Origin of the sequence: uncultured Polaribacter sp. (genome assembly GCF_947497125.1) — a bacterium.
GTDB lineage: Bacteria > Bacteroidota > Bacteroidia > Flavobacteriales > Flavobacteriaceae > Polaribacter.
Map to the genome: position 1 here is coordinate 394,057 of NZ_CANMFI010000002.1, position 18,864 is coordinate 412,920.

The 18,864-nt window shown below is 33.3% G+C and carries 12 protein-coding genes; 3 read left to right on the forward strand and 9 right to left on the reverse strand.

Annotated features, from left to right (window positions below):
• Positions 1-166: 166 nt before the first annotated feature.
• Both Q0678_RS04880 and Q0678_RS04885 read left to right on the forward strand, forming a co-directional pair.
• Positions 167-2,827 carry a TonB-dependent receptor gene (locus Q0678_RS04880; protein WP_299054722.1) on the forward strand — a complete coding sequence of 887 codons (2,661 nt, stop codon included), beginning with the start codon at positions 167-169 and terminating at the stop codon, positions 2,825-2,827.
• A gap of 18 nt (positions 2,828-2,845) precedes the next feature.
• Positions 2,846-4,351 carry a G-D-S-L family lipolytic protein gene (locus Q0678_RS04885; RefSeq protein ID WP_299054724.1) on the forward strand — a complete coding sequence of 502 codons (1,506 nt, stop codon included), beginning with the start codon at positions 2,846-2,848 and terminating at the stop codon, positions 4,349-4,351.
• A 76-nt stretch (positions 4,352-4,427) separates the two neighbouring features.
• Here the strand turns inward: Q0678_RS04885 and Q0678_RS04890 are convergent, their stop codons facing one another.
• Complete coding sequence (locus Q0678_RS04890) at positions 4,428-5,642, reverse strand: aminotransferase class V-fold PLP-dependent enzyme (RefSeq protein ID WP_299054726.1); 1,215 nt, start codon at positions 5,640-5,642, stop codon at positions 4,428-4,430.
• A 99-nt stretch (positions 5,643-5,741) separates the two neighbouring features.
• Between Q0678_RS04890 and Q0678_RS04895 the strand changes: the two genes are divergently transcribed.
• On the forward strand, positions 5,742-7,061 hold the full coding sequence (locus Q0678_RS04895; RefSeq protein WP_299054728.1) for a serine hydrolase: 1,320 nt from the start codon (positions 5,742-5,744) through the stop codon (positions 7,059-7,061).
• 9 nt (positions 7,062-7,070) lie between these two features.
• Here the strand turns inward: Q0678_RS04895 and Q0678_RS04900 are convergent, their stop codons facing one another.
• The 8 genes from Q0678_RS04900 to Q0678_RS04935 all read right to left on the reverse strand — a co-directional run bounded on the left by Q0678_RS04900 (position 7,071) and on the right by Q0678_RS04935 (position 18,855).
• On the reverse strand, positions 7,071-7,952 hold the full coding sequence (locus tag Q0678_RS04900) for a carbohydrate kinase (protein WP_299054730.1): 882 nt from the start codon (positions 7,950-7,952) through the stop codon (positions 7,071-7,073).
• Entirely contained in the window at positions 7,952-9,982 is a 2,031-nt protein-coding gene (locus Q0678_RS04905) for a glycoside hydrolase family 65 protein (RefSeq protein ID WP_299054732.1), read from the reverse strand. Before Q0678_RS04905 ends, Q0678_RS04900 begins: the two co-directional genes overlap by 1 nt.
• 96 nt (positions 9,983-10,078) lie before the next feature.
• A complete protein-coding gene (locus Q0678_RS04910) occupies positions 10,079-11,254 on the reverse strand; it encodes an MFS transporter (RefSeq protein WP_299054734.1) in 1,176 nt (391 codons plus the stop codon).
• Positions 11,254-12,270: a cellulase family glycosylhydrolase gene (locus tag Q0678_RS04915; protein ID WP_299054737.1), complete on the reverse strand. Its 1,017-nt coding sequence runs from the start codon at positions 12,268-12,270 to the stop codon at positions 11,254-11,256. The genes Q0678_RS04910 and Q0678_RS04915 overlap by 1 nt, the downstream gene beginning before the upstream one ends.
• On the reverse strand, positions 12,271-14,136 hold the full coding sequence (locus Q0678_RS04920; protein WP_299054740.1) for an alpha,alpha-trehalase: 1,866 nt from the start codon (positions 14,134-14,136) through the stop codon (positions 12,271-12,273).
• The gene (locus Q0678_RS04925) at positions 14,133-15,389 is read right to left on the reverse strand and encodes a sugar MFS transporter (RefSeq protein ID WP_299054743.1); all 1,257 of its coding nucleotides are present in this window, start codon (positions 15,387-15,389) and stop codon (positions 14,133-14,135) included. The genes Q0678_RS04920 and Q0678_RS04925 overlap by 4 nt, the downstream gene beginning before the upstream one ends.
• Entirely contained in the window at positions 15,373-16,674 is a 1,302-nt protein-coding gene (locus Q0678_RS04930; RefSeq protein ID WP_299054977.1) for an MFS transporter, read from the reverse strand. The genes Q0678_RS04925 and Q0678_RS04930 overlap by 17 nt, the downstream gene beginning before the upstream one ends.
• Before the next feature lie 39 nt (positions 16,675-16,713).
• Positions 16,714-18,855 (reverse strand): glycoside hydrolase family 97 protein, encoded by a 2,142-nt coding sequence (locus tag Q0678_RS04935; RefSeq protein WP_299054745.1) that lies wholly within the window; start codon positions 18,853-18,855, stop codon positions 16,714-16,716.
• Between the last annotated feature and the right edge of the window lie 9 nt (positions 18,856-18,864).

Sequence of the window (18,864 nt, forward strand, 5' to 3'; positions counted from 1 at the left end):
ATAGACTGCAAAGGTACAATATCTAATGCTTTAAATAAACCACCAGGTTTGTTGTTTAATATTTTAATAGTCTTTTAAAATATCAAAAAGAGAAAATTTAGGTGCAATTAATACAATATTCAAAAAATATTGTACTTTGCATAAAAGTTAACAAATAATTATAATTATGATAAAAAAGATTTTACTTATTGCATGTATCGCTTTTAGCAGTCTTGCAATGGTGGCTCAAACTACTGTAACTGGTACAGTTAAAGATGCTAAAACGGGAGAAACACTTCCTGGAGCAAATATTAAAGTTGCTAGAAAAGCGGTAGGAACAACATCAGATTTTGATGGTAATTTTATTTTAAATGTATCAGATAACCCCCCTTTTACAATAGAAGTATCTGTACTTGGGTTTAAATCTGCAGAGGTTGAAATTACAAAAAACAACCAAGAAGTAACGGTAAACTTAACAGAAAACGCAACATCTTTAGATGAAATTGTGGTTTCTGCTTCTAGAACTCCAGAACGTATTATGGAGTCTCCTGTTACTGTAGAAAGAATGGACTCTAGAGCAATTAAAAATACTTCGGCGCCTTCTTTTTATGATGGCTTAGAAAACTTAAAAGGTGTAGATGTAAATACAAATAGTTTAACATTTAAATCGGTAAATACACGTGGTTTTGCAACATTTTCGAATACCCGTTTTATGCAACTGGTAGACGGTATGGACAATTCTTCTCCGGCTTTAAACTTTGCTTTAGGAAACCTTTTAGGAATGTCTGAATTAGACGTAAAAACAGTAGAATTATTACCTGGTGCATCTTCTGCTTTATATGGTGCAAATGCCTTTAACGGTATTATGTTTATGACCAGTAAAAACCCATTTGATGATCAAGGAATTAGTGTTTCTTTAAAAGGAGGTGTTACAAGTCAAGATGCTGGTGGTAACAATGAGTTTACTGATTTTAATTTAAGAATGGCTTATGCTTTTTCAAATAAATTAGCAGCTAAAGCAACGTTATCTATCTTAGAAGGTACAGATTGGTATGCAACAGATTATAGAAACACAAACGGAGACGAATATATTCCGGGAGATAGATCTGACCCAAATTACAACGGAGTTAATGTATACGGAGATGTCGCTTCTAATGACTTTGGTGGAGCAATAGGACGTGTTTCTAGAACAGGTTACAACGAAAGAGACTTGATGGATTATGGAGTTAAAAGTATAAAATTTGGTGGTTCTTTAAATTATCGTCCATACGGAGATGATCGTTTAGAGCTTATTTTGAATTCTAAAGTAGGTACTGGTGACACTCAATATTTAGGAGGACAAAAATATGCCATTAAAAACTTCTTAATGCAACAACACAAACTAGAAGTAAGAGGAAAAAACTTCTTTGTAAGAGGATATGTAACAAGTGAAGATGCTGGAGATTCTTACAACACTTTATTTGCAGCTTTAAACATAAATAGAGCTTGGAGTTCTGACCAAAATTGGTTTTCAGAATATGCAGGGGCATATTTGGGTGGAGTGCCTGGTGTTACTGCTAGTTCTCATGAAGCCGCAAGAGCTTTTGCAGATAGGAACCGTTTAATACCTGGAACAGCAGGTTTTCAAGAGGCTTTTGATAGAATTACTGCAGATCCAGATTTAATAACAGGAGCAAAGTTTAGAGACGAAACAAAATTGTATCATGCAGATGCTAATTATAATTTTCAAGACATTATAGACTTCGCAGAAATTCAAGTAGGGGGTTCTTACAGAAGATATTCTTTAAACTCTTTTGGTAATATTTTTACAGATGTAAACGGACCAATTGATTATGATGAATATGGTGTTTACACACAAGCTCAAAAAAGCTTTTTAGAAGAAGATCGTTTAAAAGTTACAGCTTCTATACGTTATGACAAAGCTCAAAACTTTGAAGGTAATTTTTCTCCAAGAGTTTCTTTTGCCTATGCAGGAGGAGAAAATAAAAATCAAAATTTTAGAGCCTCTTTTCAAACAGGTTTTAGAAACCCAACAACACAAGACCAGTACATTGGTTTAGACGTAGGGAATGCTATTTTATTAGGTGGTGTAGAAGATAACCTAGACAGATTTAGTACAACTTTTACAGACAATGGTACCTCATACACTATTACAGGAAGAGATGTATATCAAAATGCAAGAACAGTATCTAGTGGTGGTGCGCAGAGTGCTGATGTAGATTTTGTAAAACCAGAAAAAGTAACTGCTTTTGAATTAGGATATAGAGGTTTGGTAAATACATATAACTCAAACAGACTTACAATCGACTTAAGTGTTTATTATAACCAATATGAAGATTTTATTGCCAATACAAATGTTATTGTACCATACAATGCAACAGGAGGTGTTAAAATTTTTCAATTATATAGTAACTCTAAAGCAGATATTAGTTCATATGGGGCAAGTATCGGTTTAAACACAAAAATTTTAAATGGTTTTGATGTTGGTGTAAACTATACATTATCTAGATTTGAATTTGACCAAGCTGCTAACCCAGATTTTGAAGCAGGTTTTAACACACCAGAGCACAAATTTAAATTACAGTTTGGAAAAACAGACTTATTTAAAAACTTTGGTTTTAATGTTAATGCTAGATGGCAAAATGAGTTTAGATGGGAATCTACTTTTATAGATGGTACTATTAATGCAAGAACTGTCTTAGATGCACAGATTAACTATGCTATTCCAAGCATGAAATCTATCTTTAAATTAGGAGGCGCTAACTTAACTGGTCAAGAGTATTTAAGCGCACCTGGTGTGGGTGCAATAGGTTCTCAATATTACTTATCTTGGACAATCAATAACTAATAAATAATAACATATTTCATGAAAAATTATAAATATATAGCAGCACTTCTTATATCTGTTGGTTTTGCATCTTGTGATGTAAACAACGAATTAGATGTAATTGAAGGAGCTACAATGCCAGAAGTAGCCTTAAATAAAAACGACATAGATTTCTCTAAATACATTGCTGTTGGTGCTTCATTTACAGCAGGTTTTACAGATAATGGTTTGTTTATTGCTGGGCAAGAAAATTCGTTTCCAAACATCTTAGCAGAAAAGTTTGGTACAGAATTTAAGCAACCTTTAATGAATGACAATTTTGGTGGCTTAATTGTTGCAGGAAGTTCAGTGATTAGCCCTGTAACTAATGAGCGTCTTTTTTCAGAGAGATTGGTTTTTGGAGGTGCAGGACCAGTACCATTAAAAAACTTAAACCCTTCGGCAATGTCTACTACAGATTTTGCTTTAAATAATCCTACAGGCCCTTTTAATAACCTAGGGGTACCTGGGGCAAAAAGCTTTCATTTAATAGCACCAGGTTATGGTAGTTTGGCTAATTTTCCTGCAGCAGCAAACCCTTATGCGGTTAGAATGACAGGCACTTCGCCTAATAAATCTATTTTAGAATTGGCAGAAGAACAAAACCCAACCTTTTTTACTTTATCTGAAGTTGGTGGTAATGATGTGTTAGGTTATGCAACTTCCGGAGGTGATGGTTCTGATGTAATTACAGACATAGCTACTTTTGATTTTGCTTTAAATACATTAGTAAATGGGTTAACCGCTAATGGAGCAAAGGGAGCGATAGGTAATTTACCTGATATTACAAGTTTATCTTATTTTACAACTGTAACATATAACGCAGTTCCATTAGGAGAGCCAAATGTAACTGCTTTAAATACAGGTTATGCAGCTTATAACGAAGGGATAAAACAAGGTTTTGCTTTTTTAGTAGCAAATACACCGATGACACAAGAAATGGCCGATGCGGAAATTGCTAAAAGAACAATAAATTTTTCTGTGGGTCAAAATGCAATTGTTATAATGGATGAAAACTTAACTGATTTAACAGCAATAAACCCAAGCTTAATAAGTATGAGACAAGCAACGCCAGAAGATTTAATTTTGTTGCCTGCATCTAGTTTACTTCCAACAGGGGTTGGTTCACAAACTCCATTAGGAGATACTTATGTTTTGTTACCTGAAGAACAAATGGAAATTAAAAATGCTACAACTGCTTATAATGCATCTATTTCTGCTATTGCTTCTGCTAAAGGGTTAGCATTAGTAGACTTAAATGCTGTTTTAATAGAAGCTTCAACTACTGGGATTTCATTTGACAACCAACCTATGGATACTAGTTTAGTTTTTGGTGGATTAGTAAGTTTAGATGGTGTACATTTAACAGGTAGAGGTTATGCGTTAATGGCAAACAGCTTTTTAAAAGCTATTGATAATACTTACGGTTCTAATTTTACAACAGCTACAAATGGATTGGCTAAAGCACAAGACTATCCTACAAATTATTCTCCTACTTTACAATAAGAGAATACATTTTAGTAAATAAAAAAGGTTGAGAATTTAATTCTCAACCTTTTTTGTTTTATGATAGTAAAGAGCTTTAAGAAAGCATTTGTACAGCTCTTTTTAAACCAGCTACCAATACATCTATTTCTTCTTTTGTATTGTAAAAAGAAAAAGAAGCTCTAACGGTACCAGGTATTTTATAAAAATCCATGATTGGTTGTGCACAATGATGCCCCGTTCTTACTGCAATACCTAATTTATCTAAAATAGCACCAATATCATACGGGTGAATTTCATTTACATTAAAAGAAATAACCGCTGTCTTTTTAGCCGTTGTTCCGTATATTTTTAAACCTGCTATTTTTAGCAACTCTTGGGTTCCGTAATTTAAAAGTTCTTCTTCGTATTTGGCAATGTTGTTAAACCCTACAGAGTTCATATAATCTAAGGCCGCACCAAAAGCAATACCTCCACAAATGTTTGGTGTACCAGCTTCAAATTTATGAGGTAAACCTGCATAGGTTGTTTTTTCAAAAGAAACCGTAGCAATCATTTCTCCCCCACCTTGGTAAGGTGGTAGTTTTTCTAACCACTCTTGTTTACCATATAACAAACCAACACCGGTTGGTCCACATAATTTATGGGCAGAGGCTACATAAAAATCTACATCTAAAGCTTGAACATCTGGTTTTATATGCGGTGTAGCTTGCGCGCCATCAATTAAAACAGCTGCGTTAAATTGGTGTGCTTTTTCTATAATTTCTTCTATTGGATTTACAGTACCTAAAGCATTTGAAACATGGTTGCAAAAGACAAGTTTTGTTTTTTCGTTAACCAATTCGTCATATACTTTCATGTCTAAAGAACCATCTATCAACATTGGTATTACCTTTAAAATAGCCCCTGTTTTTTCACACAACATTTGCCAAGGCACTATGTTAGAATGATGTTCTAAAGCAGACACAATTATTTCATCACCCTTATTTAAAAGAGTTGCAAATCCTGCTGCCACCATATTAATACTATGTGTGGTACCAGCAGTTAATATTATTTCATAAGCATGTGCTGCGTTAAAATGATGTTGAATTTTTAAACGTGCTTCTTCGTATTTATCTGTTGCCTCTTGACTTAAGGTATGTACACCTCTGTGAATATTAGCATTGTAATTGCTGTAATAATCTACAATACTATCAATTACAACTTGTGGGGTTTGAGAGGTAGCGGCATTATCAAAATACACTAAAGGCTTGCCGTTTACTTGTCTTTTTAGAATAGGAAAATCTGCTCGAATTTTATCAACATTAATCATACTAATCACATTTAGTTACAAAGATAATAGATGTAATTTTAAAGTTTTCATAAACTGAATATGATTTTCTTATTTTTACATCATTAAATCACATATCAAATGAAAATTTTTAAACGATTTCTACTTTTACTACTCTTTTTTATTTTAATAACGGTAGTTTATAATTATTCGAAACTAGATCTTTTGGCAGGTTACGCGGCAAAAAACACAGCTTCATCTGTTTTTGTAGCCAATAGAACACTTTCTTTTACAGACACAACAGATAATAACTTTTCTCCGATTAATTTAGCGTCAAATAAAGTAGATCTAAAATCAAACACAGCTACTTCATCTGCTTTTGGATTGTTAACCAGAAAGGCGGTAAAAAGAGCAGGTTTAGGAACCGTTTTAATTACAGACGACGCAGATGTATCTGCAAGCTACTTAAGCCCTAATAGAGCTAAAAATTACACCTCTGTTGCGTACCCTTACGGAAACTTACCAAACAAAGATTCCGTTTTTAACAATATAGATTATCAAAAATTAAATAAAACAGTTGCTTCTATTTTTGGGGTTGATAAATCAAGGGCAGTTTTGGTGCTTTACAAAGACCATATTATTGCAGAAAAATATGACGAAGGTTTTACCAAAGAGTCTAAAATTTTAGGATGGTCTATGACCAAGAGTCTTTTAAGTACTGTTTTCGGGGTTTTAGAGCATCAGAATAAATTAAAAGTAAGCGATAAAGCACCAATTTTGTCTTGGCAAAATGATGACCGAAAAAATATTACGATTAATAATTTATTACAAATGAATTCTGGCCTAGAATGGGATGAAAATTATGATAAAATATCTGACGTTACTAAAATGCTTTTTTTAGACAGAGACATGACCAAGGCACAAGAGTTAAAGCCTTTAATTGGTAAGCCAAACGAATCGTTTAATTATTCTTCTGGCACCTCAAATTTATTGTCTGGTATTGTAAGAAAACAATTTAAAACACACCAATCTTATTTAGATTTTTGGTATGCCCAACTCATAGATAAAATAGGCATGCACTCTATGGTTTTAGAGGCAGATTTAAGTGGTAATTACGTTGCCTCTTCTTATGCTTGGGCAACTGCTAGAGATTGGGCAAAGTTTGGTTTGTTGTACTTGCACAATGGCTCTTGGAATGGCACTCAAATTTTTGATAAGCAATGGGTAAACTATGTAACTACACCCACACCAACATCTAACGGAACTTATGGAGCACAATTTTGGTTAAATACAGAAAATCAGTTTAAAGACGTGCCTAAAAACATGTATTTTGCAGACGGATATCAAGGGCAACGAATTTATATTTTACCCGACCAAGACATGGTTATTGTGCGCTTTGGTCTTAAGAATTTTAACGAAAACCTATTTTTAAAAGAGTTGATTTCTGCTATTAAACAATAACATTGGTATTTAAAGAGTCATTATTTTTTTAATGTCTTCTGATGATATTTTAGGGTTTGCTCCTTGGTTTTTTGCTACTAAAGCACCTACAGCACAAGCTGTGTTGATTGCTATTTGTGGGTTGGTTTTTTTTAATAAATGATGTATTAATGTTGCTAAAAAAGAGTCTCCAGAGCCAACAGTGTCTGCTACTTTAATTGCATAGCCATTGTTTTCATAAAATTGATTTTCATAAAAAAGAATGGCACCATTTGCGCCTCTTGTAACACAAATTTTATTGGTATTTGTGTGTTTGGCTATGTATTGTATGTTTTCTTTTAAACTTTGATTTTTGTATCCTAAAGATTGGTTAATTTCAAAAAGTTCATCATCATTAAACTTTATAAATGATGCTTTTTGCATAAACTCGGTTAACACATTTAATTGGTAATGTGGCGGTCTTAAATTAACATCAAAAACAGTAAAATTAGCACTACTTAATAAGTTGACAAGTGTTTCTTTAGAGGTGTTATTTCTTGCTACTAAGCTTCCAAAAATAAAAGCATCAGAATTAGTAACCACTTCTTTAATGGCATTATTATTCTCAATATAATCCCAAGCACAAGGTTGTTTTATGGTGTAGCTAGCAGCACCTTTATCGTCTAAAAGCACCTTTACATTACTAGTATTGTAGTCGGTATTTTTTTGAATAAAATCTACCGATAATCCCTGTTCTTTTATATAATTGATAATTTCTAAGCCTTCATCATCATTACCAACACTACTAATTATGGCAACATTATTGGTAAAAGAATGAAGCCTAAGTGCTACATTTAATGGTGCGCCACCAATTTTTTTATGCGTAGGAAAAACATCCCAAAGCACTTCACCAAAACAAGCTATTTTCGACATTATTTTTTTTGTATTGTTTTTTGATTCAACCCAACACCCTTTAAAGTTAATGAACTCCATTTTCTTGGTAGTGTCGACTTTAATTCTGAGATACCGTTTGGGGTTATTTCTAAACCTCCAAAACCAAATAAAACAGATTGTAACATTCCGCCTGCACCTGTTGCAAAATAAGGATTTGTACCGCCTGCAGTTTCTGCCAATACCCCAAAAGGAGGTAGTTCATTCGGGTAATAACTTTTTTCAAATAACTCAAAAGCTTTCGAGGTATTTCCTATTCGAGAGTATAATACAGATAAAATAGCACTTCCCATTGCTGGGCCGTCTTTTGCCAATTTAGGTTCGTAATATTGTAAGTCTTTTAAAATATGTTCTTTTTTAGTAACAATTTTTAATGGAAAAGCCAATAAGTTTACATCGGTTTGTTTTATAGTTACACCGTTGTAGGTACTGTTTTCTTTTGTTGTACCATCTTCGAATGTAAGAATAGGAATGTTTTTTGCTACATGCCTCCAATCTGCATTTGGTTTTTTATTTAATTTTTCTGCGGCTAAAGAAGCGTATTCTAAAACTGTTTTAACCATACCGTTGGTAAAAGCATTGTTGTCTATGTTTTCTTCCCATTCATTGGCGCCAATTACATTTTTTATATCGTAAGCATTTTCGCCATTTCTTTCAACTCTACTTGCCCAAAAATCTGCAACTTCTTTTAACACAGGATATCCGCGTGTTTCTAACCAATCGGTGTCTTGTGTTACTTCAAAATATTTCCAGAAAGCCCAGCCAACAGTAGCTGTTATGTGTTGCTGAAAAGGGCCGGTTAATGCCCAAACAGGTGTATCTTCTGATCCATCTTCTGCAGATTCCCAAGGAAACATAACTCCATCATAACCATGTGCAAAAGCATTTGCTTTAGCAGCTGCTAAACGCTCGAAACGATATTCTAATAAAGATTTTGCAATGTCTGGTTGTAATACTAAAAGCGGAGGATACATCCATAATTCAGTATCCCAAAACACGTGACCGTTATAGCCTAACCCAGACAATCCCATTGGCGAAAGTGAATATGCTGTGCCTTTTCTGGCAAAAGAATATAAGTGGTATAGTGCAGATCTTACTGCTCTTTGAGATTTTAGGTCTCCTGTTATTTCAATATCACTCTCCCACAAGGTATTCCAAGCACTGTTATGTGCTTTTTCTAATCGTTCAATTCCTTCTAGTTTTGCAAAAATAGTTAACCGTTCTACTTCGTTTAATGGGTCGTTATTATGCACAGAAGACATGGTGCTACCTACCAAAGCAAATCGATATGTTTCACCGGCCTTTAATTTTCTTCTAAATTTCATTAGATGCATATTATAATCCCAATCTTCATGAATTATATGAGGTTCCTTTCCATGTTTTTCTGGAAAAATAAATGAAGTTGAAGTTGCCACTTTTTTATCACCAGGGCTAAATGCCAAAGATGTCATTAGCGGAATTAAAACATGCGGCCTATCGATTTCTGAGTATAAATTACGAACGTCTTTAAGGTGATTTGGTGCAGTAATATAATTAATAGGAGTAATTTCCACATCTTTTTTAGCGGTAATTTCTACAATACTCATAGCGCTAAAAGGCAAATTTCTTAAAGACATATTTTTATGAACAACAGAAAGCTTATTACCAACATTAAAGGTAGTAATTAGCGTTGCTTTTTTCATGTCTAGCGTTTGCTTATATTTCTCTATTGTTTTTTTATCAATTCTTACACCATCAACCTCTAAATGCATATTCATATGACTAAAGGTTTTTAAAATATTACTAACCCTGCCTCTTTGGTAATAATCATAAACACCATTTAAAATAACTTCATCTACTTTTAATGGCTCTGCAGAAGATACCATACCTACCATACCATTGGCTACCGTAATACCGTAATAATTATTAGCATCTATCTTATCTGCTTCAATATGCCAAGGCGAATCAGAAAAATTTTGTGATTGCAGATATGTAAAAGATAGTAATAGTAAAAAAAGGTGTAGTTTTTTCATTTTTTTAAATTTTAGTTAGCAGTTCTTATAAAGAACGAGTAAAAGGTAGTTAAAGCATTTTACCGATGGAAAAAATTAAGTTTAAATATAGCTAAATCAAGAACGAAACCGGTTTCGAACATTAACTATTTTTAGCAATAAAAGACAAAAAACAATGATCGTTAAAGAGAGTAAAAATAAAAAACTAACTTTTAAACTCGAGTTATAAGAGATATATCCTAATATAACTGGGCCTAGTAAAAAGCCAACAAAACCAACGCCTGAAACAAAAGAAATGCCTACAGACGATTTTACCCCTGTTGTTTTACCTGCAATTCTAAATAATTCTGGGATAATTACAGAAAGCCCTAAACCTACAATTCCGAAGCCTACAATGGTACTATAAAATAGATTGGTAAGTATGCATAGATAGCCAATACTAGAAATTAAACAGCCATAAAAAATAATTTTTAATGAGCCAATTTTTTCACTAATCCGGTCTCCAAAAAAACGACCAATAGTCATCATTATAGAAAAAGCAATAAAACCAAGGCCAAGGTTTTTTTCTAAAGTAACACCCACTTGTTCTTTAAGGTATAAAGCACTCCAATGTTCTATGGCGCCTTCGCTACTCATAATTACAAATGCAATAAAAGCAATTATAAAAAGAGGTTTTAATGCATTAAAATGATAGGTGTTTTCTTTTTTAGAGACTGTTTTTTCGGTAGTTTTATAGTAATGTTTTGCTAAAAGAATGTTGGTTATTATCACAAAAAGAACCACACATAGCATATGATAAACGGGTGCGGTAAAGTAACTGAGTAAAAAAGTTCCTAAAAAAGCTCCTATTGCACCACCCAAACTAAAAAAACCATGAGCTGCCGACATAAAGTTTTGATTGTCCCTTTTTTCGATTTCAGATACCAAAGCATTCATAGCAACATCTGTAGAGCCTACAAAAACACCTGATATAAAAAGAGATAAACACAATAATAGATAAGTGTTTGCTAGCAACGGAAACAAAAAAGAACCCGCAAAAAGCACGAGCGCAATTAAAGTATAATAGCCTAATCCTACTTTTTTAGAAAGGTACGGTATAAGCGGTAAAAACACTAAAATACCCAACGCAAAACAGAATAGTGCAAAACCAATTTGCGCATCATCTAAACCTAATTTTTCTTTTACATATGGGATGTATAACACCCATGTACCCATAATAAAATTGATAGATGCAAATACCCAAGCAACAGAAAAGTAGCTGTATTTAGATAATATTATTTTAAGTGAATGCATTATTTTGATGTTTTTCTTTCTTGAGTAGCAATACTTTTAAAAAGCTGTCCCCAATTATTATTGTTATTATTGTTTTCTAATCCTGATGCTGTTAATAAGGCATCTTGGTCTGTTTCGTCATATTTCCAAAGCCAAGCACAGATAGAAAATCCCTCTTGAAAACTTGCGTTTAAAAAAACAGTTGGATTCATTAAAACACCAGCGTTTACAGGAGCTACTTCTCCAAAAAATACCGGTAAATTAGCCTTCTTTAAATTTTGTAAACGGGTTTTTATGCTTGTATCGGTGTCTAATAACCACTTTTCATAGGCATGAACATCAAAAAGAACATTGCTTTTATTTTGCAGAAAATTGCTCCCTACATTAAGCAATACAGTTTCATCTTGACCTTGTTCTGCACAGGGTATTACAACAATGTTTTTATTACCAGTGTTTCTAATAATATCGTACAAAATGTTCATGTCGTTTTGCCAAGTTGCGTCTGTATATCCATCGCTTCTATCAAAAGTATATGGTTCATTCCAGACCTCTAACCAAACATCATTTTGGTCTTTAAAATGAAGTGCCCAAACTTCTAAGGTTTCTTTATAATCGTTCCACCAAAAAGTGTTTTTAGGTTTTTTACCTGTAAACAAGGTTTCTTGTGTGCCAATCCAACCAAATGGACATAAAATTGTAATTAAATTGTTGGCTCTATTATCATCTACAATACTTTGTAATGCGTGTAAATATTTATTATTACTATCTAAAATAGGTGCGCCAATAATGGGATTTTCTTTTACATTGCCAATAAATTCTCTTGCAATTTCTAACTGCCAACTTTTTAAATCGCTACTACCAATACCAAAGCTATGAAGGGTATTTGCCCCAATTACTTGAAGTGGATTTTCTTGATAATAAAGAGTGTTATTTTCTATATGATACCCAGAAGTTAAGGGTTGGTTTATGAGAGTCTTTTCTTCACAAGAAAATAAGAAACAAATTAAAATAATAAAGATGCGCCTTAAAAACTGCATTTAAAATAATTTAGAAGGAGGTATCAATTTGTCTAAATAGCTCCGATTTTCTTTATTTATTAAAGATAAACCATATTGATAAGAGGCATTCATCCAACCAAAACCTTCTTGCGTTATGTATTCGAAATCTGTACCAACATTGCCATATTCGGCAAAAACTTTATGCGTACAAGCTACTACATCATATTTTTCGGGAATGGTACCATTATAATCGACCGCGTTTTTAGTAATCATAAACAACCATCTGTATATAAGTTCTTGCGCTTCTTTGTGGTAATTGTAAGCAAGTAGCCCTTTCCAAATTAGCATTTGATGTGGTGCCCATCCAAAAGGAAAATCCCACTGTCTTTGCGGTCTTTCTTTTGATATTTTTCCACTGCTATCTTTTGTGCTACCTGCTATTCCGCCTTCCATTTTTAGAAGAGGTATGGCTGTTTTTACTAGCTTTTCTGCTTGTTCTTTAGAAGCCATTTTAGACCATAATGGCATAAAAGTAGTTGCGGCAATAAAAGTAGATTTTTCTTTAGTGACTATGTTATAATCGAAGTACATGCCTTCTTTTTCGTTCCACAGAAAGGTGTTTACAAGTTTTTTTCTTTCAGAGGCCTTTTGTATCCAATAATTAGAGGTGTAATTTTGATTATTAACCTTAAAACTACCTTTAAATTCTGTTTCAATTATTGCAGCAAAATCAGTTTCGTATTTATACAAAAGAGCATTTAATTCTACCAAGTTTAAATGAGTACAATTGCCATCTATTCGGTAAGAAGTATCGTGCCCAGATTCTCTTACAGATCGGTCGTTGATAAAATATTCGTCTAGTATTTTGTTCTTTATTTTTCCGGATTGATACTGTTCAATATAGTCATTAACAGCTATTTTTAACGCTGATGAAAAAGGCAAAATGATTGCATCAAAATGACCTGCTTCACATTCTGGAGGCACACCAATACCTGCTGCTAAGTATCTATTTAAACCGTTTTTAACCAACCTTTCTCCTTTTACCATCCAAACGGTTTCATATTCTTTTATGGCGGTTTTAAGGTGCGATTTTAACCAATCGATATCTTTGGTAATCTCGAAAACCTCGCGAATTAAACTTGAATAAAAAGGGGGTTGTGTTCTTGTTAAATAATAAGATCGGTTGGCATTTAATATTTTACCATAATGAGTTATTTGGTATTGAAAATTATCTGCCATTGCCTTTGCTAAGGCAACTTTACCGTCTATAATTAAGCCAATCGATTCAAAATAACTATCCCAACCATACATTTCATTAAACCGTCCTCCAGGCACAACAAAAGGTACGCCCTTTGTTTTATCTTGTGTTTTTGTAAGCTTTAATGATAAAATACCAGGTTTGTTATTTATAGATTTTACATAGGCTGCCGATATATTTTCGGGCAATTTACATACTTCAATAGGAAACTTATTTTCTAACTCTTTGTAATACGAGTATGCAAGTGCATCATTTTGGGGTATGTAAACAGGAAGTTTAGTAAGTGTTAGTTGCTCGTTTTTTGTGTCTGAAATTAAGTTTTTAATACCAGTAGCATCCATCGTACGTGTTAAACCAGACCAATAATATTCTTTTATCATTCTAGAAATACGATCGGTTGGTAATTCTTCAATATAATGTAACGGAATGACAGCTTCTTTTTTACCAGCAAACTTGGCAATAACCAATTCCTGTAGTAAGTTAGACAAATGATAAGTACCAGAAACGATGTATTCTTTATTTGAAGAGGTGGTTATGCTAAATTTTTTAGGCCCTTTGTCTTCAATGGTTATTTTTTTATCACCATCTGTATCTTCTTGTTTTAAAAGATTTTTTAAGGTTTCTTTTATGTTCAACTTAAAAATCATAACGCTACTTTTTGCTTTTTTGTAAGGCTATTTAAAAGCCATATGGTTGTAAAAATAGCAGCAATGGGTATTAACGAAAAGTAAAAAGCTCTTGTGCCATCATAGGTTTCAAAAACATAACCAGTAATAATAGAGCCTGTTGTACCGCCTAAGGCAGAAAATACTACAATTAATCCAGACATAGAACTATGCATGTGCTTAGGCAATGCAGATAAAATTGTTGAATTTAATGTTGGATAAATTGGCGCTAAAAACAATCCCATAAGTGGCATTAAATACACAACAAACGGCGCGTTTAACCACGATATTTCTGAGTTTAAACTACTGTTTTTAGTTAGTGGCAATGCAACCAAAACAATTATAGCCACAATAGATAAACAGGCGCTTAATAGGTAAATCCATTTTACTTTTCTTAAGATAAGACCCCCTAACAAACGGCCAACCATAATGGCGCCGGCTAATACTGCACCTGCCTGAATTGCCATGCTTGCGGGTGCTTTTAAAATATCTTGATAAAAGGTAGGAAACCAACTCTGAAAACTTTGCTCTATTAAAACATATAAGAAAATACTAGCTATAAAAATAAGTGTTAAGGGTTTAAAAGTAATTAGAAGCATTTCTTTAAAATCTTCTTTAAAAGATCTTTTTTCAATGGTTGCTTTTTCTTCATCTAACGGAGAAAATAACAACACAAAAAAAGCAATAAAACTTAAGGCTCCCATTAGCCAATACATATTTAGCCACAAGGTAGACTTAGGGTTATTGTCATCAATAAATAAGCTAAATAATAAGTTGCCTATTAATACGCCGGCCATAAAAATAGCTTCTAAAACTCCCATAAAGCTACCATGCTCTTTTTCATCAGCAGTAATTAAACCTATTGTTGCAAAAACAGCTACTTTTATTAATGCAAACGAAACCCCTATTGCGGCAAACAATAGTTTAAAAAACCAGAAATCATTCGAAAACGGAGTTAAAAAGCAAAATAAGGTAACGATTAATAAACCTAAAAGCATCGATTTTTTAAGTCCGATTTTAGGTAAAAATGAAGCCAAAACAAATGATGTTATTGCAATAGGAATGTCTTTAAAACCTTCTAAAACACTTGCTACTGATTGTGTAACACTAAAAGTACGCTGTACTTGCAGTATTACAGTGCCAACACTGTTTAATAGAAAAGCAAAAACAAAATAATTAAGAAATAACGAAAATTTAATACCGCTGTTTTTCATGGTTTTATTCTTTATTTTCATTTAATCGCATTGCTAGTATTGCTGCAATTGCAAAAAACACTCCAGCAAAAAGCATGGCATTAATTGCATTGTCTGCTAATAGGTATTTATATATTGATCCAAAAGTGATGGTTTGTATAAACATAGGTATTACAATCATCATATTTAAAATACCCATATAAACACCTCTTTTGTTTTGAGGTACTACTTTAGACACCATTGTATAAGGGATGCCCATCATTGCTGCCCAACCAATACCAAACAAAACCATTGGTATTAACACCAATAAAGGATCGGTTATAAAAGGGATACAAAATAAAGCGATTGCAGTGGCTACTAGACTCAATGCGTATATTTTTTTACCACCAAATCTAAGTGTTAATGGCACTAAAGCCAATGCAACAACCATGGTTACAATATTGTATGTTAAACTCATTTTTGCCGCTTGAGAGGCTGCTTCAGAGGTGCTAAAACCCATTGTTTTTTTAAACAAAGGAGTTGTAAATTGCCAATAGATAAAAAGTGCATACCATTGAAATAAGTAGACTCCGCCAATTTTCCACATAAATGAAGGCATTTTTTTAATTGCTTCTACAATTTCTAAAAAAGGCTTGGTAAATTTTTGGGTAATTGGTAATTTTTTAATTTCGTTAATTTCTAACAATTCTTCTTCAGTTGGGGCAATTTCGGGTGTTTTAAAAACAGACCATAAAATGGTAACTAAAGATAAAAAAGCACCAATAAAAAAAGAGTAGTATAGCCATTGCGGTATTACTCCAGAAGTTTCGGCTGCTTCTGCGCCAAATAAATGTTGAAATAGTACAATAGAACCGTTTGCTAATAAAATACCAGCACCTACAAACAAGCTTTGCATTTGAAAACCAAGGCTTAATTGGTTTTCTGGTAATTTATCTCCTACAAAGGCTCTGTAAGGTTCCATTGCCATGTTGTTACCAACATCTAAAATCCATAACAAGCCTACAGCAAACCATAAAACAGGACTGGTAGGGAACGCAAATAAACACAAACTACCTAAGATAGCACCAATTAAAAAGTAGGGTTTTCTTCTTCCCCAACGGTTAGACCAAGTTTTGTCTGACATGGCGCCAATAATTGGTTGTACAATTAACCCAGTAACAGGCCCAGCAATATTTAGAATTGGTAGCATGTCTTCTGATGCACCTAAGTATAAAAAAATAGGGTTTATAGCGGTTTGTTGTAAGCCAAAACTATATTGAATGCCTAAAAAGCCAACATTCATATTAAAAATTTGCCAAAAAGATAAACGAGGTTTTTTTATTTTGATCATGAATGTTGGTTTTTAGAGTTGTTAATAAATTAGCGTTTAGTTATTTTCTACAATACTGATAGCAAATCCGCCACCAGCAGCCATTTTTAAGTCGATATTACTTGCTGCTGTTATTGTTTTACTTTCGATGGTATAGGCTTGCGGATTGTTATCCCAGTGCGCATCTTCTGCATCTTTATACATTTTAGCAGTATACGTTTTTCCTTCTTCTAGAAAATCAAAATTAATTGTTAAGTTTCTAGCCTCTTCATTTGTTACACCTCCCACAAACCAATTATTTGTTTCTTTTTCTTGACGTGCAATCACCACAAAATCGCCAATTTCACCTTCTAATACTTTTGATTGTTGCCAATCTACACCTACGTCAGTAATAAACTGAAAGGCAGGATGTACTTTGCCATCTAACAGATAATGTTCTGGTAAATCACAGGCCATTTGTAAAGGGCTATAAATAACAACATACAATGCCAATTGATGTGCTAATGTTGTATTTACTTGATTTCCTTTTTTATAGTCATCAAACTTAATATTAAATACACCTGGTGTAAAATCGATTGGCCCAGATAACATTCTTGTAAAAGCAACGGTTGCAATATGATTTGGTGGATTACCACCGTCTGTTGCCCATGCATTAAATTCTTGCCCTCTTAAACCTTCTCTTGCAATTGCATTTGGGTAGGTTCTTCTTTTACCGGTTGCTTTAATTGGCTCGTGCGCATTTATGGCTATTTTCTTTTTAGCTGCTTCTACTAAAACTTTATGGTAGTGGTTTACCATCCATTGTCCGTGATGGTATTCTCCTTTCGGAATTATCTCGCCTACATATCCTGTTTTTACAGAATTTATACCGTTTTGTTTCATAAAATTATAAGCCTCATCCATTTGTTTTTCGTAGGTTAAAGGCGCTGCAGAGGTTTCATGATGCATAATTATTTCAATGCCTTTTTCTTTGGCATAATTTTTTACTTCCTCAAAGTTATAATCTGCATACGGCGTCATAAAATCAAACAACCCTTCTCTCGCATCTGCTTCTGCTAACCATTTGTCCCAACCGGTATTCCAGCCTTCAACAAGCAACCCTTTAATGCCGTTTTCTGCGGCAAAATCAATATATTTTTTTGCGTTTTCGGTAGTTGCTCCATGACGCGATGTTCTAGATTTTCCTTGTGTCCAAGTATTCATATCTTGGCTTCCTTCCATGTCCCAGGTAGATTTTCCAATGTGCATTTCCCACCAAATACCAACGTATTTCATCGGTGTAAAATAGTCTACATCACCTAACTCATTAGGGTCATTTAAATTTAAAATCATTTTAGATTCTATCAAGTCACCAGCACTTTCTGCAATTTGTATGGTACGCCAAGGAGTGTTAAATGGTACTGTTATTTTTGCTTTCCCTTTCATCCTTTCAGATCCTACCAGTTCGCTAGTCATTTTTAATGTTGATGGGTCTACTTTTAGCGTCATACCAGCATAATTTGTTAAATCTGCTTCATGAAAGCTAAGGTGTAAACCGGTACTTGTTTTCATGGTAACAGGGGTATTAACTGCATTTTCTGGGATATAAGTTGCTGCTAAATTTTCGTGATTTGCTTTTGATAAAGCATCAATTTCAGAAAATTTTGTTTCGCTGTATAAGTGTTCATAAATATCCCAATCACCAGGAATCCACCAAACAGTATGATCTTCGGTTAAGTTAAATTCGGTATTTTCATCTGTAATTAATACCTCTTTTATGTTTTCTTGCTTTGGAAATTCATATCGAAAACCAACCCCATCATTGTATATTTTAAAACGAATGTTTAATTGTCTTTTTAAAGGTGTTTCTTCTTCTAAATACACCACAAGTTCGTTGTAGTTGTTTTCTACATCTATTTGCTCTCCCCAAGGCATTTGCCATGTTTCGTTTACTGTATTTCTTGTAGTATTTATTACTTTAAAACCTTCTTTTAAAGATGGTAGTTCTTTAAAATCAAAACTAATAAAAGACGTGTCAATTACTGTGTTGTTTTTAAATTGAACAGTATAAAATGGCGCTCCTACTTTAGAAACAGCAAATTTTACTTCAATATTGTTATCGGGCGATTCTACTGTTAGTTTTCCTTTTGATGCATTACAAGCAACCAAAAGTGACGCTAAAAAAAGTGTTGAAATGAAGTTAAAAAATAGTTTTTTCATAATAAATAT